This window comes from Propionibacterium acidifaciens DSM 21887, assembly GCF_000426605.1.
Classification (GTDB): domain Bacteria; phylum Actinomycetota; class Actinomycetes; order Propionibacteriales; family Propionibacteriaceae; genus Propionibacterium; species Propionibacterium acidifaciens.
The window spans coordinates 13,522-34,655 of sequence record NZ_AUFR01000032.1; the positions used below are offsets into that span (position 1 = coordinate 13,522).

Here is a 21,134-nt window from a genome sequence, read left to right on the forward strand (position 1 = left end):
ATCTGACAGTTCGAACCCACGACATAGTCAGGCCCGTGCGCCCGGGGCCGTCGGATTATCCGCTGGGATTTCTGGTGCGTGCCGCCTGTCAGGCCCGCGCGCCCCGTCATGGCACTCCCGGCCTGCACCCGGGCCTGCTCGACGAGGCCGCGCGTCCCGTGCGCGCCCCTCGCAGCGCTCCGCGTCTGCGCTCCCGGCCCGCGCGTCCGGCATGACGGTGCGGGTCCCGCCCGGGCCGGCGCGAGGGGCCCGGCCCGCCGCGGACCTAATCTTGATGATCATGACGGTGCGGGGCGGGCTCAGGAGCTTCGGACGCCGCACCTTCGCCTCGTTCGCCGTGCGGAACTACCGCTGGTACTTCGCCGGGGCCCTCGTCTCGAACATCGGCACGTGGATGCAGCGCACCTGCCAGGACTGGCTCGTGCTCGTCGACCTGACCGACCATTCGTCGACGGCTCTCGGCTACGTCACCGCCCTGCAGTTCCTGGCGATGCCCTTCCTGGCCCCCTACGCCGGCGCCGTCGTCGATCGCTTCGCCAAGCGCTCGGTGCTGCGCGTCACCCAGGCGTTGCTCGGCCTCAACGCCCTGTGGCTGTGGGCGCTCATCGCCACTCATGCGGTCGCGCTGTGGCAGGTCTACCTCTTCGCCTTCGCCCAAGGGGCCATCACGAGCTTCGACTCGCCCGCCCGGCAGGCCTTCGTCTCGGAGATGGTGAGCAGGCGGCTCATCCCGAACGCGGTGGGCATGAACTCGATGAGCTTCAACGCGGCGCGCATCATCGGCCCCGGGCTGGCCGGTCTGCTCATCGCGGCCTTCGGTGTCGGGCCGGGCATGCTCGTCAATGCGTTGAGCTTCGCCGCCATGCTCGCGGGGCTGGCCATGATGAGCGCCGACGAGCTGCACCCGGCGGAGCCGCGCCGGGGCGGGGGAGCCGCCCGCGAGGGCCTGTCGTACGTGGGGCACCACCCCGAGATCCTCATCATCTTCGTCATCGCGTTCATGACCGGCACCTTCGGCATGAACTTCCAGATCACCAATGCGACGATGGCCACCGAGGTGTTCGGGCGGGGCGCCGCCCAGTACGGCGCGCTCGGCACGATCATGGCGGTCGGCACGCTCGGGGCCGCGGTCATCGCGGCCCGGCGCCGGAATCCGCGCGTGCGCACCCTCATGATCGGCCTGGTGGGCTTCACCGCGGCCGACACGGCGCTCGCCCTGGCGCCGGACTACTGGGTCTACGCGGTACTCCTCGTCCCCACCGGGCTGTGCGCGCTGACCGTGCTGACCTGCGCGAACTCGGCCGTCCAGGTGGCCTCGGCGCCCCAGCTGAGGGGGCGGGTGCTCGCGCTCTACGCGGCGCTGACGATGGGCGGCACACCGATCGGCGCGCCGATCGTCGGCTGGGTCGGCGACGTGCTGGGGCCGCGCTGGTCGCTGCTCGTCGGCTCGATCGGCACGGGCGTCACCGTCGTCGGCGTGCTCTTCTACTACGTCGTCCACGAGGGACTGCGGTTCGACCGCCACGGCATGCACCGCCCGCCCGGAGCCGTGCGCCCGGCGGGGTAATGCCCCCAGCTCGGTTGACAAGGAGGATTCGTCGGCGCGGTCGGGGTTGAGGGTGCGGTTCGGTCTCAGCAATTCCAGGTCCTTCTTCTCGCTGGTCGACTCCAGATCCAGCAGGGTGGCTTCTTCGAGGTTGGTGATTATTTCCAGGGCGTTGAGCAGGTCGTGCATGTTTGCGGAGGCTGCCAGGGTGTGCGCGGTTCTCCGCCCCCGGGGCCCTTGGGTTCTCGTTTGTTCTTGGGTGTCTTGCCGGCCCCGGAGTTCATTCCCGCGTGCCCGAATGTCTTCTGACGGTTCCCGGCCGCGGTCCGGGGCCGGTGGCGATCTGTGTTCCTGTGGCGTGGCTGCTGGTGTGGTGTTTTATTCTTCCCAGGCGGGTCCTGTGGGTCCCCAGATAGTGCCTGCGGGGAGGCCTTGGTTCTCGTGTCCGAGTTCGGGTGGGATGCCTCGTTTGGCGTTGCCCTCGAACATGGTCTGGTTGAAGATGACGTCGTCTGCGAAGTCGGCTTCGAGTGAGGTGTCGGCCCAGAATTTGGTTCTGGTGAGGTCGAGGGTGCTGGTGAAGGCGGCGGCGTCGAAGACGGCGGGTCCTTCGAAGCTGGTTCCGGTGAGGTCGGCGGGGCCGGTGAGTTCGGCGCGGGCGAAGTCTGCCGGGCCGTTGATGGTGCAGTCGGTGAGGGTGAGGGCGCCGGTGACGGTGAGGTCGGTGAAGGCGGCTCCGCCGTCGAAGGTGCAGCCGGTGAAGGTGAGGTCTCCTGGTGCGGTCAGTCGGGTGAAGGTGCTGCCCGGGGCGAAGCGGGTGCCGGTGAAGGCGGTGTCGGGTCCGAGTCTGGCGCCGGTCAGGTCGAGTGTGACGGGTGTGTCGGCGGGGAGGTTGTTGGTGAGTGCCCGGGTCGCCTGGTGCGTGCGGGCGGCGCTGGTGGCGGGGTTCTTGAGGATGTCGGTCAGGGCGCGGGCGGTCTCGTCCCGTTGGGCGGGGTCGGTGGCGGTGCGGAGCCGGTCGCCGAGGGCGGTGATGTCCGGGTCGGCCGGCCCGGTCCGGGCGGCCGGTTTCTTCTTCCTGGCGGCTGGTTTCTTCTTGGCGGGTCGGGTGGCCGGTGCTGGCCTGGGCGGGTTGTTGGGGTCGTCCCCGACCAGCAGGGCCCGCAGAACGGGCCAGTCACCCTTTGAGAAGGTGCCCTTGGTCACGAACAGTTGTTCTTGTCCGAGCCGGGGGTACCGGGCGAGGACCTCCAGTTTGTTCTCTATGTCCTTGCGGATTGTTGTGTCGGTGATCTGGTCGAGGCGGTTCTGGGCGGCGGTGATGGTGGTGGCGGCGTCCGGGGCGTAGAACGTGTCGGGGCCCTCCGGGAGTCTCTGGCGGGTGAGGTCGACGCCCCACCGGAACTCCGCATCAATGAACTCGGCCCCGCTGAAGTCGTTGTCGAGGATCGTGTTGGCGGGCGCGTCCGGCTCAAGACCACCACGACCATTGAAAGCACAATGACGCAGACGCCCCGTGAACGTGCACCCCACCAGCTCGATCTCCCTGAATCCCCAACGGCTCAGGACCACGTCCCGGAACGAGCAATTATGAAAAACGACTCTCAAATTACAGTTGAACACGATCCGCGCCCCGTCGAAGACGCAGTCCTCGAACACGACGGACCCATTACCGCCCCACGAGGCCCGCTGAATTTTGATCTTGCGGAAGTCACAGTTCCGGAACGTGGAGTTGTATATACTGAAGTAGTCGATCCTCAGACCGCTGAAGTCCACGCCCTCGAGCACCCTGTCAGCGATCATCATGCCACCGGGATGCCCGAGAGCATCCGCCCGGAACTCATCAACCGACACCATGCCAAAACCCTCCTCCTGCACGGCCCCGCGTTCTCTCACGGGATCTCATATGTCGCGTACTGGGCATCCCCGTAGCGGGGGTCCTTCGCGGTCTTCCGCTGGTGGGCGGGGACCTGCCCCGGTGTGGTCAACTCGACGAACTCGTCGGCGTCCGCCCCGCTCAACTCCTTCGGGATCCTGAAGTCCGGCCCGTTGTTCGAATTGTACTCCACACCTGGGAACAGCTTCTTAATTTTATCCTGAACCGCGTTGTGGATCTCTGTCCCGGCGTACATCCTGTCCAAGTAGGGTGGAGTGATGTAGGTTTTTCAGGTAGTGGTTGATGGTTGGTTTCGGGCTGCTGTCTTGTGTTGTTGTCTCCATTCTGTGTCGGCTTGGTCGGGGGTCCGGTGGTCGATCGCCGAGTGGAGACGTCTGTGATTGCATCGTGACTCGGTCCGGGCTGTCACGTCCCGGATTGCATGGTTTCGGGTCGAGTGGACCCCACGGTTCACGAGTTCTTTCTTCAAGATCGCGTTGAACGACTCGGCGGCGGCACTGCCACAGCAGCCACCGGCCCGCCCGACGGACGGGAGAACCCCGCGGCCGGCCATGAACCCCGTGCATCCGGCCGACGCGCATCGAGCCCCCCGACCCGAGCGGAGGACCCCGACACCACGGATCGGCGGACAGGCCCCGCACGGCCATGGCCAAGGCCCCGGCGACGAGCCCGGCGCGCATGCGACCGGCGATCGCGCCCCCGACGACCCCTCCCCCGGGAAACAATCCACGACGACCGCCAGGTAGGCGAATCCCCGCCGGGCCGGACCATGCGCGACGCCGCCCACCCGTCTCATCCCGGGCGCGGCGGCGGCGACGCCCCGGCCAGCCGGCCCGGCCGGCCCGGAAGATCCGGCGCCGGCACGATCCGTCCCGGCCCGTCCCCGAGGCCGACGGGCAACCGGACCCGCCGCCGCCACGATCTCGCGGACCACGCCGAGCGAGAGGCCTCGACGCCGCTCCGGGCCGGCCCCGCGTGGACCCGGCGGCAGCCGCAGGTCTGTTCGGACTCGTCGAGGAACCCGACGATGATGGCCGCCGGGTCCTCCCCCCGCCGGGCCGTCGAGGACCCGGGACGGTTCCGCCGGGCGCAGCAGCCGGACCCGGATGCCTCCACCCACCGGCGCACGGACCGGACGGGGCGGTCGCCTCCTCCGCGGTGGATGCGGCGGTGTTCCGCGCTCACCCGGACTCCTGGGCGAAGAAGACCACCGCTCCCTCCAGGAACCCGTTCCCCACGCGGGCCTCCCGGAACTCCGCCCTCGGACGTTTGATCTCGGCGTGCTCTTCCGCGGTCACGGCATTAGCGCCGAGACCGGGGTGCTCCCCCCGCCATCCCGCGACCCGGCCCCCGACCGCCCGCACCACAGGACCGTACGATCCGGCCACCCCGGCCACCGGCCCGGACCCCCGGGACGATCCCGAGAACGACCCGCCCCTCAAACCCCGCACCGCATCCCGGCGCCGACACGACCCAACCCCACCTCACGCTCACTTTCGCCCACCGCCCGAAAAACACCAACCACTCCAGTACTCGTCGATGGTGAGGTGCTGGTCGGCTGTGGAGGCCCAGCCGGGCCCGAACGCCCTCGCACCGGCTGCGAGGGAGTTGTACACGCGTTCGAACCCGAGTGAGGCGCACCCGCCGCTGAAGGCGAGGTCGGTCTCGGGTTCGATGAAGTTCCCGGTCGTGGTGTTGACCGGGTCGTCCGCGTACCCGGAGGTCTGGGGGTCGCCCAGGATGCTCGGGGCGGTCACGTCGACCGGCTGGCGGGTCCGGGCCACGCCGGCGGCCTGCAGGGAGGCGTCGAGGGCCGCGTCCGAGACCGTGGAGATGGTCCCGGACCCGCCGGCGGCCTCGAACGCGGCCGCGACCGTGTCGACCCAGCGGGTCTCGTTCGTGTTGTTCGCCCCGAACGAGGCCAGCGCGCCCGTGATCCCGGACGCGTCGATCCTGCACCACGAGCACCGCTCGGCGAAGTCGGCGATGGCCCCCTCCAGGGCGCCCTTCTGGGTGGTGACGGTGTCGTTGGCGCCGGTCACGTTCGTCGAGTACGTCCGCAGGTCGTCGGGCCGGGCCGAGGACACCGCCCCCGCCGGGCCGGGTGCGGGCTCGGACCAGGGTGTGGTCGTGACCTCGTGGGGCTGGGGGAGTGGTACCTGTTCTGGGCCCGAGGGGGGCTTGTCGCCGTTGGACGCCCAGTCCCAGCCCCTCTTGAGAATGTTCTCCCGGTCCTGCCGGTCCGCCCACTCCTTGGCCTGCCTCCTCCGCTCACGCTCGGCCTGGGCGGCCTCCTTCAGCTTCTGCACCTCGGCCACCAGATCATCCAACGCCGATGCGATGTTCGTGCAGTCCGTCGAGGCCGCCCTCGCGTTCGCGTCGAACACGTCCGCGTAATGACCCTCGAAATCCGCCGACGCCGCCGACGCCCACCCCGCCCGCGAGCCCGCCTGACCCGTCAGAGTGCCCGACAAGGTGCTCGCGGCAGACTTCAGAGTGTCGGCCGTCGCGTCGCGACCGCCACCGGCTCGTCATAGGCTCCCAGCCTGCCCGAGTACTCGGCCACGACACGATCCCTCCCACACAGATGCAGACAGGCCGGACCGGGGGCGGGCGGCCACACCCCACCGACGCTAAACCCGGGCGCCGACACGGCGCCATGGGCTCCCGGCCCGGGCCGGGAGGGAATCAGGGAGACCCCTCAGGGGGCGAGACCAGGGGCCCAGGAGGCGCACAGGACACGGGCCGGGATCCTGCTTCGTCACGACGCGGGATCCTCGACGGGGCGGAGTCGCGTGTTTCAGCACGCGGTCGTGCCGAAGAGCGAGCCCCTCGTCGGTGTGCGGGCCACGAGTCGGACGGGTCGACCTCGTCGACGACCAGAATGGGTCCCCGCGGGTGCACAGGTCACGATCCGCGGGACGCTCGAAGACCGAACCCGCCTCCTTCCACTCCACGACGACGGCGCCCGCCGGTTCCCCGACGAGCGCCATCGCAGCAGCGCACCCGGCCCGCGCCGGGCACCCGACTCAGGCCGGGTTGCTCGGCCGGACCTCCGCCGGCTCGGGCTGCTCGGCGGGCCAGTGGCCGACGGTGCCGGCCGCCGCCTCGAGCGTGGCGTGCGCCAGCGCCGTGAGCGAGGAGATCTGGATGCCGGGGTCGAGACCCGAGGCCTCGAAGGCCAGCGGTAGCTCGGTGCAGGCCGTCATGAGCGGCAGCTCGCGCTCGCCGCGCAGACGCCCGGCGAGCGCCCGGTACAGCTCGCCGGCCCGGGTCATCCGGCCCGCCTTCACCTCGCCGATGATCTCCATCATCGCGGCCTTCTCCTCATCGGACGGTACCTTCAGCGGGTAGTCGCGTTCGGCGGCCAGCCGCTGGTACAGGCCGGTGTTCACCGTCCCCGCCGTGGCGGTCAGCCAGGCCCCCTCGGGGCTCGTCTGCATGGCCGCGGTGATGGTCGCGTCGACGATGTGGACGAGCGGCACCGGCAGCTCGTCGACGAAGTCGTCGATGAAGTAGTGGACCGTGTTGCACGGGACCGCCAAGACGGACGCGCCCAGCTGGGCGGCCCGCAGGAGGTCGGCGCGCACCATGGTCCCCGGAGCGGGGTCGCCTGCGGCGATGCACGTCGTCCTGTCGGGCACCTTTGTGTCCGACAGGACGAGGACCCGCGGGTGATCCTGGTCGTACTCGACCGGCAGCGCTGCGGCCAGCTCGACGAGGAACTGGCCGGTGGCGGCCGGCCCCATGCCCCCGACCACGCCGATGACGGCGCGGTCGAAGGCGTCGGGGGCGAAATTCGTACTCATGCGAGCGTCACTGTCCTCAGAAGATGAGCGGGCAGATGAGGAAGCCGAGGCAGACGGCCACGACCACCGAGGTGACGCCCGGCAGGATGAACGGATGGTTGAACACGTACTTGCCGATCCGTGTCGTCCCTGTGTCGTCCATCTCGATCGCGGCGACGGTCGTCGGGTAGGTCGGCAGCAGGTACAGGCCGGTGACGGCCGGGAACGAGGCCACCATGACGGCGCCGCCCACACCCATCGCCGCGGCGACGGGCATGAAGGTCGCGGTCGTCGCGCCCTGCGAGTAGAGCAGCGCGGAGGCGAAGAACAGCACGATGGCCAGGAGCCACGGATGGCCCTGGATCACGGTCTGACCGGCGCCCTTGATGAGGTCCATGTTGGAGTTCACGAAGGTGTTGCCGAGCCATGCGACGCCGAGGATGCACAGCGCCGCGCTCATGCCGCCCTTGAAGGTGGCCTGGTTCGAGATCTCGCCGAGCTCCATCTTGCAGGTGAACTTCATGATGAGCGCGGCGGCCATCATGAAGGTCATGATGGCGGCGTTGCGCCCGAGCGGGAGGTCGAGCTTCGAGGTGCAGGCGGCGTAGACCATGACGACCAGCAGCGTGATGCCGAAGATGGCCAGCGAACGACGGGCGAACGGCTTGATGTCGTACTTGCCCTCGCCGCGCATCTTCACCAGTCCGGCGGCCATGCGCTCCTTGTAGACCGGGTCGTCCTCGAGCTCGCAGCCCAGGTGCGAGGAGACCAGGGCGCCGACCATGCAGCCGACGAAGCAGATGACGATCGAGATGATGACCAGCGGCAGGTAACCGACCCCGAGGGGCTCGACGGCCGATGACATGGCGATCATGGCGGCCGAGATCGGGGAGGCGGCGATGGCTACCTGCGACGCCACGACGGCGATCGACAGGGGGCGGGAGGGCCGGATCTTCTGCTCCTTGGCGACCTCGGCGATGACCGGCAGCGTGGCGAAGGCCACGTGGCCCGTGCCGCAGAAGACGGTCATGAAGAAGGTCACGACGGGGGCGAGGAAGGTGATGCGCTCAGGCTTCCTGCGCAGCATCTGCTCGCTGACCTTGACCAGGAGGTCCAGGCCGCCACAGGCCTGGAGGGCTGCGACGCAGGAGATGACGGCGATGATGATTCCCAGGACGTCCCAGGGGATGTCCTTCGTGGGGTCGACGGTGCAGCCCAGCAACCCGAGGACGATGACGCCGGCGCCGCCCGCATAGGCGATGCCGACGCCGCCGAGCCGGGCGCCGATGAAGATGAAGATCAGGACCACCGCCAACTGGACCCAGAACATGTTTGCTCCTTTACGAATCGACTCGTGCCGGTGGGGCGACTACTTGGCCGGAGGGGTCAGCCCATCGGGCAGGCCCTTCTCGTCGGCCCCGTAGACCTTGCCGGAGTAGGTGGGCTTGAGGAAGTTCTCGGTGGACAGGATCGCGTCGATCTCGTCCTCGGTGAGCAGGCCCTTCTCGAGGGCGACCTCGCGGACGGACTTGCCGGTGCGTGCGCACTCCTTGCCAATGAGGTCGCCGTTGTGGTGGCCGATCACGTCATTGAGGTAGGTGACGATGCCGATCGAGTTCATGACGAAGTCGCGGCAGATCTCCTCGTTGGCGGTGATGCCGTCCACGCACCGCGTGTGCAGGGTGTCGAGGGCGTGGGTGAGCAGGTGCAGCGACTCGAACATCGCCTGCGACATCGCGGGCTCCATGACGTTCAGCTCGAGCTGACCGGCCTCGGCGGCGAAGCAGACGGTGACGTCGTTGCCGAAGACCTTGAAGCAGACCTGGTTGACGACCTCGGGGATCACCGGGTTCACCTTGGCGGGCATGATCGAGCTGCCGGCCTGCATCTCCGGCAGGTTGATCTCGTTGAGGCCTGCGCGCGGGCCGCTGGAGAGCAGGCGCAGGTCGTTGCAGATCTTGGAGACCTTGGCCGCGGTGCGCTTCACGGCGGAGTGCAGGGCGATGTATGCCCCGTTGTCGTAGCTGGACTCCAGCAGGTCGGGGGCGGAGATGATCTCGTAGCCGGTGACCTCGGCGAGCTTCTCCGCGACGACCTTCGGGAAGTCGGGCGGGGTGTTGAGGCCGGTGCCGATGGCGGTGCCGCCCAGGTTGATCTCGAGGAGCAGCTTCGCGGCCGTGCTCACCCGCTCGATCTCCTCGGACATGTTGTTGGCGTAGCCGTGGAACTCCTCGCCGAGGGTCATGGGGACGGCGTCCTGCAGCTGGGTGCGGCCCATCTTGAGGACCCCGGCGAACTCGTCGCCCTTCTTGTGCAGGCTCGCGACGAGCTCGTCGACCGCCCGCAGCAGGTCCTGCGCGATCGTGTAGATCGCCAGGCGGAAGCCGGTGGGGTAGGCGTCGTTCGTCGACTGGGACTTGTTGACGTGGTCGTTCGGGTTGATCACGTCGTAGCGGCCCTTCGGCAGGCCGATGAGCTCGAGGGCCAGGTTGGCGACGACCTCGTTGGTGTTCATGTTGATGGAGGTGCCCGCGCCGCCCTGGAAGGAGTCGGTGGGGAACTGGTCCATGCAACGGCCGTTGTCGAGGATCTCGTCGCAGGCGGCGCAGATGGTGTCGGCGATGTCCCCCTGGATCGCGTGGAGCTCCTTGTTCGCCAGCGCCGTGGCCTTCTTCACCTGGACCATGCCGCGGATGAACTCGGGCTCGTCGTTCATGCAGCCGTTCGAGATCCTGAAGTTCTCGAGGGCGCGGATCGTGTGGATCCCGTAGTAGTTCTCGTCCGGAACCTCTCGCTGACCCAGTAGGTCCTCTTCGGTGCGAGTGCTCATGATCGCTCTCCTCAGTGCGTGAATCATGCGGACGATCGGCCCCGACATCGGTGTCCGGGGCGCTGGGTGGTCTGTCCGGTAAGACCACTTAACCAAGTCGCGCTCCCCGTGTCAATGGACCGCTCCGATTCGCTCTTGAAGAATTTGGTCATACCGGTGTATCTAATTACGCCCGGCTGGTGTCAACAGTGGGATGAAAGGCCTCCGAGCTGTCCGAGCTGAGAGAATGACGTCATGTCCGTTGTCAACGGTGATGCACCGCTTCGCAAGTCGGAGATGCTCGTGCGCCTCTTCGCCGAGCGCATCCGTTCGGGGCAGTGGGAGCCCGGTTCGCGGCTTCCCTCCGAGCGGGAGCTGGCGCGCCTGTTCGAGGTGAGCCGCACGGCGGTCCGCGAGGCGCTCAAGGCGCTCCAGCTCGCCGGCGAGATCGAGACGCGTCTGGGCGAGGGAAGTTTCGTGCTCGAGAGCCGGCGCAGCGAGGCCGACGAGGAGGCGCTGGTGGGCGCCGGTCAGAGCATCGTGAGTAAGCTGCAGGCCCGGCAGGCGCTTGAGATCGCCTCGGGCGTGCTGGCCATCAAGAATGCGAGCGAGTCCGACCGCATCAAGCTGCGGGCCGTGCGCGTCGAACTCGCCGAGGCCCTCGAGGCAGAGGACTACCAGTGGTACCTCGTCGTCACCTTCGACCTGCACGAGCTCATCGCCAAGGCCTCCCACAACAGCTACCTCGAGGAGGCCACCCACGATCTCGTCGAGCCCATGCGCAACGACGAGTGGGCGCTGACCGCCAGCTACGACGCGGCGATGGCCGGCTACTCGGCGGGGGTGCACCGCGCGATGATCGACGCCCTCCTGACCAACGACGTCGACGCCTTCGTCGGGAGCGTGTGCCAGCACTACGAGGACTACCCGGCGCTGCGCCATCCCGAGCTGAAGCGGCTCCGCACCGTGGAGGGCGCCGGACTCGATCCGTTCCGCGACGTCGGCTGACCGCATCGGTCGACCGTCCGGGGCCGGCCCGTCGTTCCCCGGATGCGGCGGGGCCCCGGAACCGCTCGGTTCCGGGGCCCCGCCGCGCCGGTCGGTCCGATCAGCCCTCGTCGGCCGCGGACGGATGGGTCATGTCCATCGGGACGACCCACCTGTCGAACTCCTCGTCGGTGACGAAGCCGAGTTCGAGAGCCGACTCCTTGAGGCTGATGCCCTTGTGGTGGGCGTTCTTGGCGATCTTCGAGGCCTTGTCGTAGCCGATGTGGCGGTTGAGGGCCGTGACCTGCATCAGGTTGATCTCGAGGTCGTGGGCGATCTTCTCGCGGTTGGGCTCGATGCCGTAGGCGCAATGGTCGTCGAAGCTCACGCAGGTGTCGCCGAGCAGCTGGATCGACTCGAGCACGCACCAAGCCATGACCGGCTTGAAGACGTTGAGCTGGAAGTTGCCCTGGCTGCCCGCGAAGCCGACGGTGGCGTCGTTGCCGAACACCTTGGTGGCGACCATGGTCATGGCCTCGCACTGGGTCGGGTTGACCTTGCCGGGCATGATCGAGCTGCCGGGCTCGTTCTCGGGGATGAGCAGCTCGCCCAGGCCGTTGCGCGGGCCGGAGGCGTACCAGCGGACGTCGTTGGCGATCTTCATGAGGGCGTCGGCCAGGACGCGCAACGAACCGGAGACCTGGACCAGGGCGTCGTGGGCGCTCAGGGCGGCGAAGAGGTTGTCGGCCTGCTTGAACTCGATGCCGGTCTCCTCGGAGATCTTCCGGGCGGTGAGCGCGCCGAACCTCGGGTGGGCGTTGAGGCCGGTGCCGACGGCCGTGCCGCCGATGGCCAGTTCGCGGGCGCGGGACTCCGCGTAGCGGATGCCGTCGAGGGCGAAGTCGATCTGGGCGACCCAGCCGGAGATGACCTGGCCGAGCAGGATCGGCGTGGCGTCCTGCAGATGGGTGCGGCCGGGCATGACGACGTCCATGTACTCCTCGGCCTTGGCGGCGAGGGTGTCGCGCAGCTTCTGCACGCGCGGGAACATGGCGTTCAGCTCGCACACGACCGCGATGTGCATGGCGGTCGGGAAGGTGTCGTTCGAGGACTGGCCGCGGTTGACGTGGTCGTTGGGGTGGACGGGAGTCTTCGTGCCCAGCTGCCCGCCGGCGATCTCGATGGCGCGGTTCGAGATGACCTCGTTGGAGTTCATGTTGGACTGCGTGCCCGAGCCGGTCTGGAAGACGACCAGCGGGAACTCGGCGTCGAGTTTCCCGGCGATGACGTCGTCGGCGGCCTGCACGATGAGCCCGGAGATGTCCTTCGGCAGCTCGCCCAGCTCGCCGTTGGCCTGGGCGGCGGCCTTCTTCAGGGTGCCGAGGGCCCTGATCATCGGGCGGCCCCACACGAAGGTCTCGCGGCCGATGTCGAAGTTGTGGAGGCTGCGCTCGGTCTGGGCGCCCCAGTAGTGGTCGGCGGGCACCTCGATCGTGCCCATGGAGTCGGTTTCCGCGCGCATCTGCGCGCTCGTGTTCTCAGCCATGGATCCAGCCTAGCGGCGGGGTCGGGGCCGCGAGCCGTCGCCCGGCGGTTCCCGGGCGCCGGTCACGGGAGGGGGGACCGGCGCGGACGGGGCGGGCTGGGAGCCCCGCCGCGTCCGGCCGGGACTCACGGGCGCAGGGCGTTGGGCGCGGGCCGCCCGGCGAGCACCGCCAGCGCGTTCTCGGCGGCCAGATCGCACATCGCCGTGCGGGTCTCGACGTTCGCCGAGCCGAGATGAGGGGCCAGGACGACGTTCTCCAGCCCCAGCAGCGCCGGGTCGATCTCGGGCTCGTTCTCGTAGACGTCCAGCGCGGCGCCGGCCAGACGGCCGCTGGCCAGGGCCTGCGCGAGGGCGTGCTCGTCGATGCAGGCGCCGCGGGCCGTGTTGATGACGTAGGCGCCGGGGCGCATCGTGGCGATGCGCCCCGCGTCGAGGATGTGGCGGGTCCCCTCGGTGAGCGGGCAGTGCAGGCTGATGACGTCGCAGGAGGCGACGAGCTCGTCCAGCGGCATGCCGACGGCGTCGAGCTCGGTGCGGGCCGGCTCGCGCATGGGGTGCTCGGCGGCGTAGGCGATGGACATCCTGAAGGCCCGGCAGCGCCGCGCCATGGCGGTGCCGATCTGGCCGGCGCCGATGAGGCCGATGGTCTTGCCCTCGATCGAGTGGCCGAGCAGGAAAGTGGTGCGGTAGCGCCAGGGGCGTCCGGCGCGGATGAGGCGCTCGCCCTCGCCGAGGCGGCGGGTGACGGCCAGCAGCAGGCCGAAGGCGAGGTCGGCGGTGGCGTCGAAGAGCACGCCCGGGGTGTTCGTCGCGACGACGCGACGGGCGGCGCAGGCCGCCAGGTCGATGTTGTCGTGGCCGGCGGCGATGTTGGCGACGACCTTGAGCCGCGGCCCGGCGGCCTCGAGGAACTCGGCGTCGACCCGGTCGGACAGGACGGTGAGCACCGCGTCGGCGCCCTCGACGAGGGCGAGCAGCTCGGCGCGGTCCGGGGGCTGAGGGCCGTCGTGGACGATGACCTCGTGCCCGCTCGCGCGCAACCGGGCGATGCTGGGCTCGGGGATCGCATCGGTGACGCAGATCCGTGTCATGAGGGCCTCCCACAGGTGAACGGGCGTTGCCAGACCATGCTAACGACCGGCGCCCCCGCCCCGACGGTGAGGGTAGGCTAATCCTCACGGCCGTCGGGGGCCGCGCGAGAGGGCTGCTCAGGGCGCCGTCGCCGCCCTCGAATCCGCTTGTGGCCACGGTAAGGTTGCCGTGGCGACCGCCGATGTGGCGGCGTCATGTCATCTGACCGTTTCAGGAGCCGTCATGACCTACGTCATCTCCTTGCCCTGCGTGGACGTCAAGGACAGGGCCTGCGTCGAGGAGTGCCCCGTCGACTGCATCTACGAGGGCGAGCGCACGCTGTACATCAACCCGGAGGAGTGCGTCGACTGCGGTGCGTGCGAGCCGGTGTGTCCGACCGAGGCGATCTACTACGAGGACGACCTGCCCGAGGACATGACCCAGTGGCTCGACATCAACGCGAACTTCTTCGCCGAGCTCGGGTCCCCGGGCGGGGCGGCCCGTCTGGGCAAGCAGGACTTCGACGAGCCGTCGGTGGCCGCGCTGCCGCCCCAGGCCTGATGAGCCTCTCGCAGACGCTGCCCGCCTTCCCGTGGGACACGCTGGCCGGGGCGAGGGCCCTGGCCGGCTCCCACGAGGGGGGCATCGTCGACCTGTCCGTCGGCACGCCCGTCGACCCCACGCCCGGGGTCGTCCGCGAGGCCCTCGAGGCCGCCTCCCAGGCCCCCGGCTATCCGGCCGTGTGGGGCACGTCGGCGCTGCGCGAGGCGATCATCTCCTATCTGCGGGGCCGCTGGGGCAGCGTCGAGCTCGGCGAGCACAACGTGACGACCGCCATCGGCACGAAGGAGCTCGTCGGCTGGCTGCCCACGCTGCTGGCGCTCGGCCCCGGCGACTCCGTCGTCCTGCCCCGGATCGCCTACCCGACCTACGAGGTGGGCGCCCTCATGGCCCGCGCCCGGACCCAGCGCTGCGACGATCCGGACGAGGTCTCCGGCGCCCCGCGGCTCATCTGGATCAACTCGCCCGCCAACCCCCACGGCGCCATCGCCCCGCTCGAACTGCTGCGCCGCTGGGTGCGCTTCGCCCAGGGGCACGGCGCGGTCCTCGCCGCGGACGAGTGCTACGCCGAGTTCGCCTACGACGCCCCGACGCGCACGATCCTCGACCCGGCGGTCAACGATGGCGACATCACCGGCCTGCTGGCCGTGCAGTCGCTGTCCAAGCGCTCGAACATGGCCGGCTACCGTGCCGGCTTCGTCGCCGGCGACGCCTCGATCGTCGACGAGCTCACCGCCGTGCGCAAGCACCTCGGCATGATCGTCCCGGCGCCGGTGCAGGCCGCCATGGTCGCGGCCCTCGGCGACCAGCGGCACGTCGACGAGCAGCGCGCCCGCTACGCGGCCCGACGCGCCCGCATGCGCGCCGCCCTGGAACGGGCCGGCTTCCGCATCGACCACTCGGAGGGCTCGCTCTACCTGTGGGCCACCCAGGACGGGCCCGGCCGCGAGAGCATCGACTGGCTGGCCGGCCGCGGCATCCTCGCCGCGCCGGGCGACTTCTACGGCCCCCACGCCACCGACCACGTGCGCATCTCGATGACCGCCACCGACGAGCGCATCGCCGCCGCGGTGGACCGCCTCACCGCCTGATCCGCCCCGAAGGCCCGGCTGGCACGGGCCCCGCCCGGGCCGGCCGGCGACCGCGGTCGGGGGCCCGGGGACGGCACGGCCCTCCCCGGGGTTGCACCTCCCCGGGGTCGCAGGAGCCGTTCGCTGACTTCGGGTTGACCTGTGTCGCCGCTTGTGGGTAGCGTGTCGGCGACGTGTGATCGTTGTTGATCGCCGGTGCTGTCGTACGGTCCCCGGGGTTGGGGAGGCTCCTGTGAGGAGGCGTTCGGGTGAAGGTTGATGAGGCCAATCTTGATGCGTTGAAGGGTCTGCCGGATGTGGCTTATGATTTTGACGTGTCGGCAGCGTTGGAGTCTGCCTTCCGGGCCGCGGCGACGACCCTCGAGGATCAGCGGGGGTCGCGGTCGGGCTACCGTTCGGACGCGCTCACCGATTTCGCGGGTTACTACTCGTCGTTGTTCAGTGACAATGGCACGACCCAGTTGTCGGATCTGGACGAGATCGTCACGAATCTGCGTCTTGTGGCCACGGAGGTCACCGAGCTGGACGAGAAAAGGCCCGGGCGGAGAACGACCGGCGCCGGAAGGCACGGGAGTGGGCACAGCGGCGTGCCAATCGCGACCTCCTCGACCACGCCCACGACGCCCTCTTCGGTGATGAGGAGCCGCCGTTCAGCCAGATCAGTGATGACGAGAAGAGCACGTCGGCCTCCGCGGCGGTCACCTCGGCGTCGGCGAGGAGCCGTGAGGATCTGACCGGTTCGGGCCCCTCAGGCGGGGTCTCGAGTGGGCGACCGTCGAACCTACGGAGTTTCGCGACGAGTTCCCGGGCGGCTGATACGCAGCTGTCGGGGACGACCGGGACGCTCAACGGCAAGTGCAGCGACTTCACCGAGTCTTGCTCGTGGGCGACTCTCGACGCGTCGGGGGTCGTGACGGCGTTGAGTACCTGGCTTGAGGAGAACGAGAACGACGCCCGGTGGGCCGATGTTGTCGCGGCGGCCTTCGAGGCGGCTGGCGCGGACGGTGGGCTGGCCAGTGTCCCGGACTCGGCTGTCGAGGCGTCCCTGGCAGCGGCCGGGGTGCAGGCAGGCCGACAGGACATCGTGGTCGACCCGCCAACCGCCTACGGTTCACCGCCCACGACCGGCTACGCGGATGATCCGGTGAACGCGTTCACCGGTAACTTCGTCGAGGTCGAGGACGATCTCGGATTCGTCGGAGTGGCGGGGGTGCTGGGCTGGCGGCGCTCCTACAGCGCATTGAACCCGGAGGTTGGTGCTTTCGGGCCCGGCTGGTCTTCGTGGTGTGAAGCGGGTCTGGCTGTCGATGATGAGGGTGCCAGGCTGCGGCTGCCGGACGGACGGGTCGTCATCTTCCCGCGCGAGGGCGAGGGCTGGGGCCGGGCGAGTGGCGAGAACCTGTGGCTTGCCGCGGTGCCCGGTGGTGGCTGGGAGTTGTCGTCCTCGTGGGGGCTGGTGTGGTCCCTTGACGCGACGGGGCGGGTGCGCGGCACGAGCCAGGGTGAGAGTACCGGCGTCGAGCTCACCTACGACCGGGCGGGGCGTCTCGTGCGGCTCGCGCACGAGCGGGACCGGGCCCTCGAGGTGCTGTGGGACGGTGAGGGTCGGCGTGTCGTGGCGGTGGTCGCCGATGACGGACGGCGCGTCGACTACGTCTACGACGACGCCGGCCGTCTCGTCGAGGCGGCCGGTGGGGTCGGTGCGCGCCGTTACCGGTGGAACGAGGCCGGGCTCATCAAGGAGGTCGTCGACGCCGACGGTGTCGTCGAGGTGAGCAACGAGTACGACGAGACCGGCCGGGTGGTGCGGCAGCGTTCGCCGTTCGGGCGCCTGACCCGGTACGCCTATCTGCCGGGTGGGATCACGGCGACGAGTGATGAGGATGGCGGCCGGGGGAACACGTGGGTCCATGACCGTTCGGGCCGGCTCATCGGGCTCGTGGACGCCGAGGGACGCCGCCAGTCGATGTTCTGGGACCGGTGGGGCAACCAGGTGCTCGTTCGTGAGCGGGACGGCTCTGAGACGGTCTCGGCGTATGACCGGCGGGGGCGTCTTGCGACCCGCCGGCTGCCGTCGGGGGCGCGTGTCGACCAGGAGTGGGACGAGTTGGACCGGCTCGTGGAGTCCCGGGTCTCGGTGGCCGACGGGTCCGGGACCGTGGCGGTGACCCGCTACGAGTACGAGGGGGTCGGGCGTCGGCCGGTCCGGGTCGTGGACCCCGGCGGCGGGGCGACCGCCATGACTTGGCGTGACGGGCTGCTCACCAGGATCACGGATCCGACGGGCGTGCGGGTGCGTTTCGATCATGACGAGCACGGTGACCTCGTGGCGGTCACGGACGCGGCGGGCAACACGGCCCGGCTCGTGAGGGACCGGGTGGGCCGGGTAGTGGCGGCCGTGACACCGCTGGGGAACCGCACCGAGTTCTCCTACGACGCCGGTGGACGGCTGGTCTGCCGCACTGACCCGACGGGGGCGCGGACCCGTTTCGAGTACAGCGCCGCGGGCAGGACGTGCGCGATCATTGACCCTGAGGGCGGGTGCACGAGCATGAGTCACGGCGCCCACGGGGCCCGTGAACGGACGAGTGACCCGCTGGGGCGGGTCGTGGGCGAGTCCTACGATGACTTGGGCAATCTGGCGGCCGTTGAGCTGCCGGACGGTTCGACGTGGGAGTTCGGCTACGACGGCCTGTCGCGGTTGACGGGGATGAAGGACGCCGGCGGCGGCGTGTGGGCGATGGGTTACGGGCCCGATGGCATGCTGGCAGCCACCGTCGACCCGACCGGTGTGGGCCGGGACGTGAGACGCGGCTGGTTCGGTGCCCCGGTGTCGGTCCGCGACGGCGGGGACGACTGGAGCGCGGTGTGGGACCGGTTGGGTCGACTCGTTTCGCAAACCGGGCCCGACGGTGGTACGAGCCTCAACCGGTACGACCTGTGTGGGCGTCTCGTGGAGACCGTGGACGCGACCGGGGCTGTCACCCGGTACGAGCGGGACGCGGCGGGCCGGCTCGTCGCGGTCACCCAGCCGGGTGGGACGACCTACCGATACGAGTACGACGAGTGCGGGCGCTGGGCGGCGACGATCAGTACCGGTGGCCGTCGCTACGAGATCATCTACGACGCTGACTCACGGATCGCCGGGGAGCTGTGGCCGACCGGTGAGAGGGTCCGGACCGAGTTCGACCGGTGCGGACGGATCCTGACCCGGCGCCAGCCGGGGCGCGGTCTCGTGCGTTTCGGCTACGACCGGTGCGGGCGGATCACGAGCGTCCGGGACCGGTGGAACGGGCACCGCCGGTTCCGTTACGACGAGGCCGGGCGACTGGTCGAGGCCGTCAACGCGCTGGGCGGGGTCACTCGTTTCGAGTACGACGAGATGGGCCGTCAGGTTGCGGTCGTGGACCCGACCGGGGCCCGCACCGAGTCTTCCTTCGACTCGATGGGCCGGATGACGAGCCGGGTCGACCCGCTGGGCAGGGTCACCCGGTACGAGTGGGACGCTGCTGGACGCATGAGGGGCCGGGTCGAGCCGGACGGGCACCGGCTCGAGTGGGGCTATGACCGGGCCGGGCGCGTGGACCGGAGTCTGTCCGACGGGAGGCTGCTCTCCCGCGTGGAGCGGGATTTCGTCGGTCGTCGTCTCCGGCTGACCGATGCCGCCGGGCGTCGGGTCGAGGAGGCCTGGGACGGCCGGGGCAATCTGCTTCACCGCCTCCGGGACGGCTTGGGGGTGTCCTACAGCTATGACGTGGGCGGGCGCCGGATCGCCATGAGACGCCCTGACGGGTCGAGCACCGGGTATGAGTACGACGCCGACAACCGACTGTCCGCGATCGTCCAGCCCGGTCTCGGTCGGGTCGAGATCGACCGTGACCGACTCGGCCGGGTCGTCGGGGTGCACGGGCCCGGCCTTGAGGCAACGTGGGTCTGGCGTGACGGCGCTGTCGTCGAGAACCGGGTGAACCGGCGTGGTTTCATTCAGCAGATCCGCATCGAGCGTGACGGGGACGGGCGGCCAGTCGCCGAGGTGCGGGACGGCCTGCGCACGGTCTACGAGTATGACCCGGCTGGCCAGCTGACCGGTGCTCGCACGAGCGAGGGCACCCGTGTCACCTGGGAGTGGGATGCCGGTGGGCGTCTGGTCGCCGAGACGACAGACGGTTCGGTGACCCGGCACGGGTACGACCGGGCCGGCCAGCTCCTGTGGACTCGCACGCCGCAGGGGGACCGCACCGACTACACCTATGACGCCGCGGGTCGCCGCATCCGCGAGGCCGGGCCCGATGGGGAGCGGCTGTTCTCCTGGGATCCCCGCGGCTTCCTCGCCTCGGTCACCCGTGTCCGGCACGAGCAGGACACGGTGATGGCGAGTGCCCGCAGTGAGCTGTGCGTTGATGCCGGCGGTGAGCTCGCCGCCGTTGACGGGCGGGCCGTCTACTGGGACAGCGATGCTGCTGTGCCCACGCTCGCCCAGGTTGGTGAGCGCGTCATCACGGATGCGCTCGCCGCCACTGTCCTGTCGGGGGATCGGCAGGAGGCCCTGTGGCTCGTCCCTGACGTCGACGGCCCGGCCGGGTCGGGCTCTGACCTGCCGGCCGGCTTGGAGGGCCTCCAGGCCAGGGTGTGGGGGCAGTCGCCCGGGGCCGGCGAGGGCGCTGGCGACACGGGCGGCGCTGGTGGCGGTGTCGCCGTCGGCGCGGACGGGGCCCTGCGTACTGGTGGTCTCGGCTGGATGGGTGCGCGGGTTTATGATTCGTTGACTCGTTCTTTCTTGTCGGTTGATCCGGCCGTGCCGGTGACGGGGGCGGCCTGGGCTGCGAATCCGTATTCGTATGCGGGGAATGATCCTGCTGGGATGGTCGATCCGACTGGTTTGCGGCCGGTGTCCGAGGATGATCTGCGGGTTTATCAGCAGGCGTCGAACAGCGCCTTGGAGAACGCCGTGTCGGCGGCCGGGGACTGGTTGTCAGACAATTGGGAGTACATCGCCGCCGGGGCCATGGTCGTGGCCGGTGTGGCGGTGATGTGCACTGGTGTTGGCGGGCCGGTCGGTGCGGCGATGCTGGCTGGTGCTCTGACGGGTGCGGGCGGGTCCGTGTGGTCGCAGAAGTCCTCGAACGGGGCTGTTGACTGGGGCACTGTTCTGCGGGACGGGGCCGTGGGCGCGGCGACCGGTCTCATCGGTGGCGGGGCGTCGGCCGCTGCGGCGCGGGCCACCGCGGGGATGACGAGTTGTCTGGGCAAGAACATTCTGACCGGGGCGGTCGAGGGTGCCATTGATGGCGGTGGCAGCAGTGGTTTGGAGTATCTGACCAGTGGCCAGCCGATCACGCCGGCCGGGTTCGCTCGGGCTGTTGGTGAGGGCGCGGGTGAGGGTGCTCTGGGCGGCGGGGCTGGTGGGGCTCTGTCGAAGGTGTCGGGTGTGGCCCGGTATGGGTGTTTCACGCCGGATACCCCGGTGGTCATGGCTGACGGCAGTACCAAGCCCATCAGTCAGGTGGAGGCCGGTGATCGGGTTCTTGCTCATGATTCGGCCACGGGCCAGGACGTGCCGGCCGCCGTGGAGCGGACGTTCGTCCACGAGAAGGTTCCGACTCTGCGGGTGACTACCACCGGAGGGACGGTTGAGACCACGGGCACGCACCCGTTCTATGTTGAGGATCGTGGCTACATCCCGGCCGAGCAGTTGCATGAGGGCGACATCCTCCACACCCCGGACGGGCGAGTCACCGAGGTGGTGTCGGTCCAGGCCACCGGACACGCCCAAACCGTCCACAACCTAGCCATCGGTGGCCTTCACAACTACCACGTGGTCACCGACACCGGACAGGC

14 protein-coding genes are annotated in these 21,134 nt (G+C 69.6%); 6 read left to right on the top strand and 8 right to left on the bottom strand.

All coding sequences use genetic code 11. The features are described 5' to 3' along the window. Positions 1-280 precede the first annotated feature (280 nt). Positions 281-1,567, top strand: a complete 1,287-nt coding sequence (locus K336_RS15970; protein ID WP_226906046.1) for an MFS transporter — start codon at positions 281-283, stop codon at positions 1,565-1,567. Between the two features lie 357 nt (positions 1,568-1,924). On the opposite strand, the gene K336_RS0110445 is transcribed toward K336_RS15970, so the two are convergent. From K336_RS0110445 to aspA, 6 genes are all read right to left on the bottom strand, one after another. Beyond that, positions 1,925-3,352 (bottom strand): pentapeptide repeat-containing protein, encoded by a 1,428-nt coding sequence (locus tag K336_RS0110445; RefSeq protein ID WP_162142600.1) that lies wholly within the window; start codon positions 3,350-3,352, stop codon positions 1,925-1,927. Positions 3,353-3,438: 86 nt separating this feature from the next. Next, entirely contained in the window at positions 3,439-3,687 is a 249-nt protein-coding gene (locus K336_RS0110450) for a hypothetical protein (protein WP_155945065.1), read from the bottom strand. 1,246 nt (positions 3,688-4,933) lie between these two features. Then, on the bottom strand, positions 4,934-5,830 hold the full coding sequence (locus K336_RS0110460) for a DUF6531 domain-containing protein (protein WP_028706993.1): 897 nt from the start codon (positions 5,828-5,830) through the stop codon (positions 4,934-4,936). A 642-nt stretch (positions 5,831-6,472) separates the two neighbouring features. Next, on the bottom strand, positions 6,473-7,252 hold the full coding sequence (locus K336_RS15975; protein WP_081660770.1) for an aspartate/glutamate racemase family protein: 780 nt from the start codon (positions 7,250-7,252) through the stop codon (positions 6,473-6,475). Positions 7,253-7,268: 16 nt separating this feature from the next. Continuing rightward, complete coding sequence (locus K336_RS0110470; RefSeq protein WP_028706994.1) at positions 7,269-8,561, bottom strand: anaerobic C4-dicarboxylate transporter; 1,293 nt, start codon at positions 8,559-8,561, stop codon at positions 7,269-7,271. A 39-nt stretch (positions 8,562-8,600) separates the two neighbouring features. Beyond that, positions 8,601-10,061: an aspartate ammonia-lyase gene (aspA, locus tag K336_RS0110475; protein ID WP_028706995.1), complete on the bottom strand. Its 1,461-nt coding sequence runs from the start codon at positions 10,059-10,061 to the stop codon at positions 8,601-8,603. 234 nt (positions 10,062-10,295) lie between these two features. Between aspA and K336_RS17145 the strand changes: the two genes are divergently transcribed. Beyond that, complete coding sequence (locus tag K336_RS17145) at positions 10,296-11,048, top strand: FadR/GntR family transcriptional regulator (RefSeq protein WP_051245673.1); 753 nt, start codon at positions 10,296-10,298, stop codon at positions 11,046-11,048. A 100-nt stretch (positions 11,049-11,148) separates the two neighbouring features. Here the strand turns inward: K336_RS17145 and fumC are convergent, their stop codons facing one another. Together fumC and K336_RS0110490 are read right to left on the bottom strand one after the other, a co-directional pair. Beyond that, positions 11,149-12,573, bottom strand: a complete 1,425-nt coding sequence (fumC, locus tag K336_RS0110485) for a class II fumarate hydratase (protein ID WP_028706996.1) — start codon at positions 12,571-12,573, stop codon at positions 11,149-11,151. Between the two features lie 125 nt (positions 12,574-12,698). Continuing rightward, a complete protein-coding gene (locus tag K336_RS0110490) occupies positions 12,699-13,664 on the bottom strand; it encodes a 2-hydroxyacid dehydrogenase (RefSeq protein WP_028706997.1) in 966 nt (321 codons plus the stop codon). A gap of 223 nt (positions 13,665-13,887) precedes the next feature. On the opposite strand from K336_RS0110490, the gene fdxA reads away from it, so the two are divergent. From fdxA to K336_RS0110505, 4 genes are all read left to right on the top strand, one after another. Further along, positions 13,888-14,205, top strand: a complete 318-nt coding sequence (gene fdxA / locus K336_RS0110495; RefSeq protein WP_021798476.1) for a ferredoxin — start codon at positions 13,888-13,890, stop codon at positions 14,203-14,205. Continuing rightward, positions 14,205-15,296 carry a succinyldiaminopimelate transaminase gene (gene dapC / locus K336_RS0110500; RefSeq protein ID WP_028706998.1) on the top strand — a complete coding sequence of 364 codons (1,092 nt, stop codon included), beginning with the start codon at positions 14,205-14,207 and terminating at the stop codon, positions 15,294-15,296. The genes fdxA and dapC overlap by 1 nt, the downstream gene beginning before the upstream one ends. A gap of 248 nt (positions 15,297-15,544) precedes the next feature. Further along, positions 15,545-16,030 carry a hypothetical protein gene (locus K336_RS18660; RefSeq protein WP_155945067.1) on the top strand — a complete coding sequence of 162 codons (486 nt, stop codon included), beginning with the start codon at positions 15,545-15,547 and terminating at the stop codon, positions 16,028-16,030. A gap of 185 nt (positions 16,031-16,215) precedes the next feature. Continuing rightward, positions 16,216-21,134, top strand: a 4,919-nt coding sequence (locus K336_RS0110505) for a DUF6531 domain-containing protein (protein WP_155945068.1), incomplete at its 3' end; no start/stop codon positions are given.